Origin of the sequence: uncultured Lamprocystis sp., from assembly GCF_903933125.1 — a bacterium.
Taxonomy (GTDB): Bacteria; Pseudomonadota; Gammaproteobacteria; order Chromatiales; family Chromatiaceae; genus Thiodictyon.
On the sequence record NZ_CAIZIZ010000472.1, the window covers coordinates 1 to 9,745 of the forward strand.

Consider the following 9,745-nt stretch of genomic DNA (forward strand, 5'->3'; position numbering starts at 1 on the left):
AGCACGGTAGGTTGGGGTGAGGAACAAACCCCAACATTTCCAATTACCGCTGATCCGCGACACCCGCCGCCCGCCGCTGCCACACCAGCGTCCGGTTGTTGACCGGCATCGGGTGATCGGCGATCAGGTCCAGGCCCGCCTGATCCGCCAGACGCCGCAGAGCGTCCAGATCCCGCACCCCCATCCGCGGGTCCTGCGCCCGCAGCGCGGCGTCGAAGCGCGCATTGCTGGCGCTGGTATGGCGCCCGCCGTCACTGAAGGGGCCATAGAGGGCAAACAGCGCCCCCGGGGCCAGCAGCCGGCCCACCCCGCGAAACATCAGGGCCACCTCCGGCTCCCCCATGATATGCGCGGTGTTGGCGCTGAACACCCCGTCCACCGGACCCGGCGGCCAGTCACCGGTCACATCCAGACTCAACGGGTCCGGTAAATTGGGCAACTGCGCCTCCGCCAGCCACAACCGGATCCCCGGCAGATGGGCCGCAACATCGCTGGTCTGCCAGGTCAAGTGCGGCAGCCGGGCGGCGAAATAGACCGCGTGCTGACCGGTGCCGCTGCCGATCTCCAGCACCCGGCGCGCCTGGGCGAACAGCGGTGCGATCACCGCAAAGATCGGCGCCTGGTTCTCGACGCAGGATTCGGCGAAGGGTTTGTGCGGATAGCGGTTATGGGTCATTGGTGCTTGTCGCCTCTGTCGTTGTCGTAATCAAAGATATGATTCCCGCGAGGATGCTCCGGCCCCGCGTCGGTCGTGATCGTCGTTCCAGCCTCAAGAAAACCGCAGGTCGAGGCTCACCGTGAAAGTCGCACAGTGACCCTGTGGGAGCGGCGTCCCGCCGCGATGGGGCCGGACGTGTCACCGCAGCGCTTGAGGTTACCGCGGCACCGCATCGCGGCGGGACGCCGCTCCCACGGGGGACAGGCTGGCGCGGCCAACGCGGCCCGGCGGCGCCCCCCACCGGCACGGATTCCGGCCGCCGTCACCACCATCGTCCCGACCCGTTGGCCCGTTTGGTAAGGCACTGATACACTTGCCGCACCTCCACCTGTAGAACCAGCACCGGATGTCCGCCACCGCGACCGACCGCCCCGTGCGCCTGCTGCACCTGTCCGATTGCCGGTTCCGCGCCGACCGCGCCAGGGAGGCTGACCCGATGCTGCGCGACTTGGCCCGTTTCATCGCCGCCGAGGTCGAAAGCGGATTGGCGCCGGACCTGGTGGTCATCACCGGGGACCTGGGGTATTCCGGCAAGGCCGAGGAATATCAACCGGGGCGCAAGCACAAGTCCGAGGAATTGCCTTGCTCCGCCCAGGAATGGCTGGAGGATCAACTCTGGCCCGCCCTCTCACCGGACCCGGCGCAGCCCCTACCGCGGGACCGCCTGCTGCTGGTGCCGGGCAACCATGACGTGGATTGGAGTCTGGTCAGCCGGGGCGCCCGTTCGATGCAAGGCGATTTGTTGCGGGAGCGCTCCCAGGACGCCATCGCCGAGGTACTCGGCCATGCCGCTGACCGCGACCTCCTGCTCAAGCGCCACGCCGCCTACCTCAAGTTCTACGGCACCTGGCTGGGTACCGACCAACCCGATCCCTGGTGGCAGCGCAGCATCGCGATCCACGGCCAACGGCTGCACGTCGCCGGACTCGATTCCGCCTGGATGGCGTGCCGGGATCAGGACCGGGACCTGCTGCTCGGGCGCTACCAGATCAACCAGACCGTGCTGCACCAGGACGCCGAGGGCGCCGACTGGCGCATCGCCCTCATGCACCACCCTTGGGACGACCTGGCAGCATTCGATTCCAACGAGGCACGCCAGACCATTCACCTGCGCTGCGATCTCCTGCTGTACGGCCACCGGCGCGAACCCCTAGCCTGCCGCGTGATGCCCCCGGACTCCCGCCGCGCCTGCCTGGAACTCGCCCCCGGATACGTCAACACCGGCAGCGGCGACCCCAACAGGTTCCAGTGGATCGAGTTGTATCCCCAGCCCCGGTGCGTCCGCGTCCTGTTCCGCCTCCGCAACCAGGGTGCCTGGCAGCCGGACTATAACCAGTCGGGCGGCGCGGTGGACTTCCCCCTGGACCAACCGCCAACCGCAAACGCCGCAACCCAGCCCCCCCGCACCCCCGAGGTCCCCGCCGCCTATCTCGCCTGGCTGCACCGCCGCTATGCCGATTTCGACCTGCTCGGCAAGGGCCTGAAGCAAGGCCAGGCGATTCGCCTGAGCCAGGTGTATGTCCCCGCCGTGACGACGCCGGCCGCCGACCCGGCGGGGCCGGATTTGGAGTCCGCCCGGAGCCAGGCGAACCACGCCGGCCGATCGGAACAACCGCCGCCGGCCCTGCTGTTGGAGCGCATCGACCGCCAGTCGCTCTACTGTCCGGCCGCCGCCGGTGCCGGCAAAACCACCTTTTGTCGCTGGGCGGTGCTGCGGGCCAGCGCCGAGGAACCCGGTGTCGGCCATGCGACACCGCCGCCCGCGGGCTTCGCGGAGCAGCCGCCCACGGGGCTGCACGGCCGGCTGCCGCTGCTGGTGCCCTTGTGGGACCTGTGGCCGAACATGGAGTGCGGCCACGGACGCGGCAATTGGCATCGCCCCCAGCTCGAACACGCCCTCGCCCAGTGGGTCGACCGCATCCAGCCGGACGGTCTCACCGGCGAACTGCTCAAGGCCCATCTTGCCGCGGGCACCGCCTTTCTGCTGCTCGACGGCCTGGACGAGGTCCCGGTCTGCGAGACCCGAGACGGCCGGCCTATCTACCCCCGCGGTCTGTTGCTCAGCGGCCTGATCGCGGCCTTGCCGGACTGGGAGCGGGCCGGCAACCGCACCCTGCTGACCAGCCGACCCTATGGCCTGGACGAACAGGAATTGGACCGGCTGGGCCTCGCCCGGGCCCCGCTGGAGCCGCTGCCCGAGGCGCTGCAAACCCTGTTCATCACCCGCTGGTTCCAAACGCTGGACAAGCCCGAACTGGCCCCGGAACTGCTGCGCAGTCTTGGCGAACAGGACCTGGCGCCGCTCACCGAAAACCCCCTGCTGCTGACCGCGCTCTGTGTCATCTATTACGACGGCGGCCGCCTGCCCGGCGACCTCTGGAGTCTCTATGCCGCCATCTGCGACAACGTGCTGCACAACCGTTATTTGGACAAGGTCGCCGAGCGCCCGCTGGCCCTGGCCCGGCTGGAAGCCATCGCCTACGGCATGCATACCGGCGAGGGGATCCATGATGAGCACCGCGGCACACCCCAACGATTCGCCACGGAGGACGAGATCGCGCGGTTGCTGCGGGACTTTGCCGAGCTGGACGGCAAATACGAGCAGGGTCAGGTGGCGCCCGTGGCCTGGCGCGAGGACCTGTTGACCAAGTCCGGGCTGCTGTTGCCGCAGTCGCAGCGGCGGGCCGCCTTCTACCATCTGAGCATCCAGGAGTTTCTGGCCGCCGAGCGCATCGCCCGCAACCGCGGGGACGACGCGGCGCTGCACCAGATCTTCCGGTCACGCTGGGACGTGCCGGAGTGGCGGTTGACGCTGCTGTTCCTGTTCGCCGGCCTGGCCTTCCATCATCGCTCCTCACCCACCGCGGCCTTGGACTTATTGACCGGCCTCGCGCGGGAGCTCGATCGCGCCAAGCTCAAGGTCAACCCGGCCCCGGCGGTCTTCGTGGCCGAGGCTCTGGGCCTGTGTCTCGCGAAGAAGGCTTTGCCGGACGAACTCGCCACGGGCTTCCGCCGGACCTGCCTGGACGCGATTGTCGATGAAATTGCCATCCCCGCCCGCCAGACCCTGGGGCTCTGCCTGGGCCGGCTCGGCGATCCGCGCATCGACGACCTCCGCGCCCCCGTGGCCTATGTCGAGGTTCCGCCTGGCGTCTATGTCTACGGCGACCAGAACGCGAAGTTCCGCATCGAGGCGCCCTTCCTGCTCTCACGTTACCCGGTGACCAACAGTCAATACCGCGTCTTCATGGACGCCGGCGGCTATGCAAACCGGCGTTGGTGGTCCGACGAGGGCTGGGCTTGGTTGCAACAGGCGGGTGTCACAGAACCGGCCTTGTGGCAAGACCGCCGCTGGAACGTCGCCAATCAACCGGTGGTCGGCGTGTCCTTCTGGGAGGCGCAAGCCTGTTGCCGCTGGGCCGGGGGGCGCCTGCCGAGCGAGCGCGAATGGGAGGCCGCCGCCCGCGGCCCCCAGGGGTACGAGTACCCCTGGGGCGGCCAGTGGGAGGACGGGATCAGCAACAGCCGTGAGGCCGGTCTCGGGGTCACCTCTCCGGTGGGGCTCTTTCCCCGTTCGGCGCAGGCGCCGCTTGGCCTGGAAGACATGGCGGGCAACTGTTGGGAGTGGTGCGACGCTTGCCGTTATGAGGACATGCAGGAAGTCGGCTCGCCGCGCGTGCTGCGCGGCGGTGCCTTCGTCCTCGTGGCCGGGTTCCTGCGCTCCTCGAACCGGTACTGGTACCTGCCCGAGGTCCGGTTCAGGTTCTTCGGGTTCCGCTGCGTCCTGGCCGCGCGCCGCCAGCCTTGATCCTTTGACCCATTGACCCTTTCTTTCTTCAACGGACCGCGTAGCGGTCCGTTCGCGTTTGACACTGACTGACAATTTGTCAGTGTGATTGTCAGTGTCGTTATCAGTGTAAATGACACTGTCAAACACCGTTGTCACCCGCCCAGTGCGCCCCACATCCCCCGAAACGCCAGCAGACTGCGCGCCAGGTGCGCAGGGTCCATGTCGTCGGCCCGGCGTAACCGGCGGCGCAGTCGGCGCAATGCCTTGGGTCCCGGACCAATCCCGGCACGGCTGATGCGAAAGCCCAGAAAAACCGTGGGCAGCCGGTTGTCCAGCGGTTCGGCGAACGGGTGCTTGAGCGTTAACCCCCGCTCCTGACCGAGCCAATCGGCGATCAGTTCCCGCGCCTGCACCAGTGCCTCGGCCCGCTCGGCGAACAGCACGAAATCGTCCATGTAGCGCAGGTAACCCGGCACCTTCAGGACGCGCTTGACGTGGTGGTCCAGTCCATCCAGGTAGAGGCCGCCGGACCAGTGACTCAAGTAGCCGCCCAGTGGCAGACCCTGATCCGGCGGCACCCGGTGGTCGCCCAGGGCGAGCGCCGCCAATGGATGACGGTACACCGCCCCGCCCGCCGCCAGCAGGTCGGCGATCAGGGCCAGGGTGCGCGGGTCCGCGAGCCGGTGCGCGAACAGCCTGTAGGTTGGGGTGAGGAACGAACCCCAACATCCCGGCCGCCGATCGTTGGGGTTCGTTTCTTACCCCAACCTACCGGACTTCACCCAGCCAGAACGCATCCGGCAGCGGCGCGTTGAAGTCGTCAGACATGCGCACCTGGCCGCGGAATTGGCCGAATTGCCGCGGGTGTCCCGCCGGGGCATCCGCAACAGTCGCGATCAATACCCGGACATGGGCTCGCCGACAGGCGTAACCCGCGGGCAGGCGCACATGGATCTCGTTGTTCTCATCGACATCCACATCGAGTTCGATCGGCTGCATGGGTTTGGCTCTCGGTCAATCTTGATGGTTCAGGATACCGCTTTCGCTCCTTGCGGACTGCCGGGGGTTGCGGCTGCGGGTCATTGCCGGTGTTCCGCGGGTGGCTGGTCGTTGCCGGTCTCGGGAAGCTGGCGCTTCGTAACCAGAGGGGGCGGGTCAAGGCTGGCGGCGCGCGGCCAGGACGCAGCGGAACCCGATGCTCCTGACCCGGGCCTCGGGCTCGATCCTGCTCCGGACCGAGGAGCGCAGGTACCAGGTTTCCAAGTCGAAAGCACCGCCGCGCAGCACGCGCGGCGACCCGCCATCGCCTTGGGCCAGCGGATCGACGACCAGCCCTTGGCTCTGACACTGCCCGTAGAAGTCCTCGCGATCAGCGTCGAAGCACCATTCCAGCACGTTTCCGGCCATGTCCAGAACGCCCTCAGGCGTGCAGTTGCCGGTGAAGATACCCACCGGGCTCGGTGCCCCGACCTTGGCCGCGTCGAAGTTTGCGCGCTGCCCGTCGGGCGCTTCGTCGCCCCAGGGATAGCGGCGGCCCGACGCGCCGCGGGCGGCATACTCCCACTCGGCCTCGGTCGGCAAGCGGACCACGCGGTCCGCGGGCAGCAGGATGGTCCCCTTGGCCCCCTGGGGCCGCGCCAGTCGATCGGTCAGCCAGGCGCAGAAGGCCGTCGCCTGGTACCAGGAGACGCTCACCACCGGACGGCTGGGGTGGGCCTGCTGGTCGTCCCAGTCATCCGGCGCACTGGGCTGGTCCGCTCCGCCGGCTCCCCACCAGCGGGAATCGGCGTGGTCCTCGTCCTCCAGGAAGGCGGCGAACTCGGCAACGGTCACCGGGAAACGCGCCATGGCGAAGGCGCTGACCTGGACCTGATGGACCGGGGCCTCGTTGTCGTACGCGTCCGGGTCGTAGCCGGGGGCCTTCTCCTGGTTCTTCTGCGCACCCATCAGCAAGCGCCCACCCGGCAACTCGACCCAGCGCGCCGGCCGGTACCAGCCGAGCCGCGGGTCCCCCGCCTGGGCCAGAGCGTCGGCCGCGGCGATGCGGTCCGGGAGCGGGATCGCCGGGGCCTGTACCGGGTCGAAGACGCCCAGGGCGGCGGTGAGGCACCGGGCGTAGCGCAGGTCGCCCGGCTGGTAGTGGAAGGGGTCCAGATCGCGCACCAGGGCGCCCAGGAGGCCGGCGGCACGGGCCTGATCCGCCAGGCCGGGGCCGCATCCGTCGAGGACGGCGCCGACCAGCCCGTCCACCTTGTCGACGCCTTGCTCATGGAGCACCCCGCCGAGCAGCAGCACGGTCTCGCGCCACTCCGGGCGATAGACGGCGGGGACCGCGGCGCCGCCGCTGCCGAGCAGCAGGGTGTTGCGCTCGCCGTCCGCCAGGCCGGCCAGCGCCTGCGCGGCCAGGTATTCCTGAAAGGTCAGGTGCCAAAAGCGCAGTTGGTTGCCGCGGCGCACGAGGATGCCGCTGTCCTGTTCCTCATCGAGCAGGAAGCCCTCGGCACACTCCAGCGGCCCAGGGTCGGCGGCGTCTCCGGCCCGAAAGCGGTGGGCGATACGCTCGGCCGCCCAGTGACGGGTGACCTGGACCTGCCGGCCCTGGGGGTCGCCCTGCATGGCGAGCGCGAGGTCTTTCAGCAGTTGGCGGCAGCGCTGCGCCGGGGCGCGGCCGGGGCGGGCCTCGCGCGCCTGGATCAGCCAGTTGAGGATCGATTCATATAGTTCGGCGCGCTGTTCGGGCAACCGCTTGTCGTTCCAGTGCACGACCGCGAGCGCGGTGAGCATGACGGCGTTGCGGGCCAGCCGGCGGATTTCGGGGCGGCAGTCGAGTGCGGCGGCGAGCGCCCGACGATGGTCCTCGGCCTGGCGCGCGCTGTCGGGGAACAGGGCGCGGCTCCAGCGCCCGAGGAAGCGGGCAATGGCGGCGGGGTCCAGCCGGTCGATGGTGGTGTGCACGAAGCCGCTGAGCAGCGTCTCCTCCTGGAGCGCGGCGGGGCGGCTGGTGACGACCAGCGGGCAGTCGCGGTAGGCGCGGGCGACGCATTCGATGACCTCGACCAGGGTGCGGCGCCGGCCCTGGTCGGGGGCCTCGTCGAGCCCGTCGAGCAGGATCATCGCGTCGCCGGCGTTCAGCAACCGGCGGAAGTCGTCCGCGGTGAGGCCCAGGTTGTGGCCGCGGGCGTCGTCGGCCAGGAATTCGATCAGCCAGTCGGCGGTCCGCGCGCGGGCGGGGCCGCGGCGGCGCGCCTGTTCGCCGGCGATGAAGTCGAGCCAGTCGGTGATGCGCACCAGCAGCGGCAGGCGCGCCAGGTCCAGACCCAGATGCCGGGCGGCGGCGTCCGGACCCGGCGCGCGCCCCAGCCGGTCCGCGGCCAGACAGTGGGCGACCCAGCGCAGGAAGGTGGTCTTGCCGCAGCCGGGATCGCCGATGATGAGCAGACGGGGATGGACCAGGGCGGCGTGCAGTGGGCTGGCGCCGGGTCGGTGCGCCGCGCGGCGCGCGTCCTCACCCTGGCCGGCGCCGCCGCCGGTGGCCTGCAATTCGATATAGAGATCGGCGATGGGGATGCGGTTGGCCTCGGCCCGGCCGGTCTTGATGCCGCGGATGGCGAGGTTGGCGGTATCCTCCCACAGGGTGTCGAGATAGCGGGTAGGGTCGGCGGGGGGCGGTTCGCGGCCGGTGATCGGCGGGGCCGGGGCTAGATCGAAGTCCGCCGCACCGTCCGGGCAGCCGGGTTGATTGCGGTCGATGGTCCAGGCGCCCTCGATCCAAGCACGGAACAGCACCCGGACCCGGCGCGGCGTCGGCTGGAGCTCGATCCATTGAAAGGCGTTGGGGTGCCGGCTGCCGTCATAGATACACCCGGCGGCCAGTTCCAGGCAGGCGCGGGCCGGATCGGGCGGCAGCACGCGAAACGCCTCACCCGCGTGCAGGTGGCCGCGCAACACGAGATCCCGGTGCAGGTGGATGGTCCGGCGCGCTTCGTGGGTGTCGAACTCGGCCAGATAGTCCCAGGGGTGATGCAGCAGAGCGAGGCGCCAGTCGGCGCCCTCGGCGTCCGGATGCAGCACGGTCTGGTTGACCTGGTAGCGTCCGAGCAGCAGGCGACCGCGGTCGTCGTCGCCGCAGGCCATCCAGGCGGAGTCGAGACCGGCGGCGTGCAGGCATTGACCGTCGATGTCGATGCGGCGCTGCCACCAGGGCCGGGGCTGGGGCTCGCCGAGCCAGGCGCCGTAGAAATCCAGGTAGTCGGTGTGGCGCTTGAGGAGCAGTTCACGGTCGCCTTGGTCTTGCAGCGTCTCGGCGATGTCGTCCTGGGACTGCGCGCTCAGCCGACCATCCTGGATGCTGCGAACACCCCGACTGACCCGACCGCGGTCCACATCGTGATTGCCGGGGACCAGCAGCAGACGATCCCGCGTCAATGGCGCGGGGCGGTCCTGATTCAGGGTCGACCATAGGGCGTCCAGCCAGGTTCGGGCCAGGGCGTATTCGTCGGCCGTCCCGGCGTGAGCCAGGTCGCCGGTGATCACCACCAGATCCGGAGTCAGCCCGGTATTGATCTCTTCGGCGATGAAGGCTCGCAGGGCACGCAGCACCGGGTCCGCATCCCAGTCCGTACCGGCGCGGAAGTGCATGTCGGACAGATGCAGCAGGCGGATGGGCTGGGGCATGGCGGTATTCGGCGTCCGATGCAGGGTGTCCCGCGTCTGGTAGAACCCAAGCGTAGCCGCCGGCAGGGCCGCACGGCAAGCGCGGCGCCCGGTCGCGGCCCGGTAGAGTGCCGACCGCGTCGGAGTGGCCCCGGCGAACCGCATCCGGTTGACGAAGCACGCCCCCCAACTGGAGGCCGAGGCTTTAGCCGGCGGCCCCCGTTTGAGGCAAGACACGCGGCACCCTCCGGCTAACGGCCATGTCGCCCGCGTCACCCCGGAACAGGAAAGTCCTCTCGACCACTGTCGCAACTGCCGACGTGCGAGGCTGCGTCGTCAGGGCTTCCAGCCCTGACTGGTCCAGCCCCGACCCCGTCAGGCCAGGATGGCCTGACGACGCACTTTCACGGTAAGCCTCGGCCTCCGGTTTTCTTGTGGCCGGGACGACGATCACGGTCTCTTTGGTTAATCGACGGCCTCGATCAAGATTCCGGCCACTTGGGCGCGCCGGGTGCGTCGTCAGGCCATCCTGGCCTGACACCGTCAGGGCTGGAAGCCCTGACGACGCACACCGCTGGCCGGGA

The 9,745-nt window shown here is 69.4% G+C and carries 5 protein-coding genes; 1 reads left to right on the forward strand and 4 read right to left on the reverse strand.

The window, feature by feature from the left end; genetic code table 11:
• Positions 1-43: 43 nt before the first annotated feature.
• The gene (locus QZY03_RS25525) at positions 44-676 is read right to left on the reverse strand and encodes a DUF938 domain-containing protein (RefSeq protein ID WP_295585862.1); all 633 of its coding nucleotides are present in this window, start codon (positions 674-676) and stop codon (positions 44-46) included.
• A gap of 388 nt (positions 677-1,064) precedes the next feature.
• Between QZY03_RS25525 and QZY03_RS25530 the strand changes: the two genes are divergently transcribed.
• The gene (locus tag QZY03_RS25530; RefSeq protein WP_295585865.1) at positions 1,065-4,526 is read left to right on the forward strand and encodes an SUMF1/EgtB/PvdO family nonheme iron enzyme; all 3,462 of its coding nucleotides are present in this window, start codon (positions 1,065-1,067) and stop codon (positions 4,524-4,526) included.
• Positions 4,527-4,660: 134 nt separating this feature from the next.
• Here the strand turns inward: QZY03_RS25530 and QZY03_RS25535 are convergent, their stop codons facing one another.
• The 3 genes from QZY03_RS25535 to QZY03_RS25545 form a co-directional block, all read right to left on the reverse strand.
• Positions 4,661-5,131 carry an RNA-directed DNA polymerase gene (locus QZY03_RS25535; protein ID WP_295585867.1) on the reverse strand — a complete coding sequence of 157 codons (471 nt, stop codon included), beginning with the start codon at positions 5,129-5,131 and terminating at the stop codon, positions 4,661-4,663.
• A 145-nt stretch (positions 5,132-5,276) separates the two neighbouring features.
• Positions 5,277-5,507, reverse strand: a complete 231-nt coding sequence (locus tag QZY03_RS25540; protein WP_295585869.1) for a hypothetical protein — start codon at positions 5,505-5,507, stop codon at positions 5,277-5,279.
• 156 nt (positions 5,508-5,663) lie between these two features.
• Entirely contained in the window at positions 5,664-9,398 is a 3,735-nt protein-coding gene (locus QZY03_RS25545) for an SUMF1/EgtB/PvdO family nonheme iron enzyme (protein WP_295585871.1), read from the reverse strand.
• Positions 9,399-9,745 lie beyond the last annotated feature (347 nt).